The sequence below is a fragment of the Halobacillus sp. B23F22_5 genome, from assembly GCF_043497085.1.
In the GTDB taxonomy this organism is placed as follows: Bacteria; Bacillota; Bacilli; order Bacillales; family Halobacillaceae; genus Thalassobacillus.
The window spans coordinates 1-605 of the sequence record NZ_JBIEKI010000047.1 but is presented as its reverse complement, the minus strand read 5'-3'; the positions used below and the strand labels follow the sequence as shown (position 1 = coordinate 605).

The following is a 605-nucleotide window of genomic DNA, read 5'->3' as shown; positions in this document are numbered from 1 at the left end:
CCGTCCTTCATCGGCTCCTAGTGCCAAGGCATCCACCGTGCGCCCTTCTTCACTTAACTATCTTCGTGAAAAGACGTTGTTTTGATGTCGTTGAATGTCTTGCTCTTATCTAGTTTTCAAGGTTCACCAGTGTCTGCTGCTAAGCAAAACCACTGTCTTCGGCTTTCTTTGTAACCACAAGTAAGACTATGATCGTTACATCAAAGAAAAAGAATCAATCTTTTTCAAGGACGTGTGTCCTTAGCCGATTTTTCATAAATTAAAATGGTGGAGCCTAGCGGGATCGAACCGCTGACCTCCTGCGTGCAAAGCAGGCGCTCTCCCAGCTGAGCTAAGGCCCCATTATGGATGGTGGGCCTGAGTGGACTTGAACCACCGACCTCACGCTTATCAGGCGTGCGCTCTGACCAACTGAGCTACAGGCCCATCCATTATATGTTTGAGTTAGATCATTTGATCTCTCAAAACTGAACGAACACAACCAATACGTTTCCGTAATATCCTTAGAAAGGAGGTGATCCAGCCGCACCTTCCGATACGGCTACCTTGTTACGACTTCACCCCAATCATTGGCCCCACCTTCGGCGGCTGGCTCCATAAAGGTT

General features: G+C 47.9%; 2 tRNA genes and 1 rRNA gene. All 3 read right to left on the bottom strand.

The features are described from left to right. Nucleotides 1–265: 265 nt before the first annotated feature. Nucleotides 266–341: transfer RNA gene (locus tag ACGTN9_RS21055), tRNA-Ala, on the bottom strand. An 8-nt stretch (nucleotides 342–349) separates the two neighbouring features. After that, nucleotides 350–426: transfer RNA gene (locus tag ACGTN9_RS21050), tRNA-Ile, on the bottom strand. An 81-nt stretch (nucleotides 427–507) separates the two neighbouring features. Further along, nucleotides 508–605, bottom strand: a 16S ribosomal RNA gene (locus tag ACGTN9_RS21045); the annotation flags it as partial.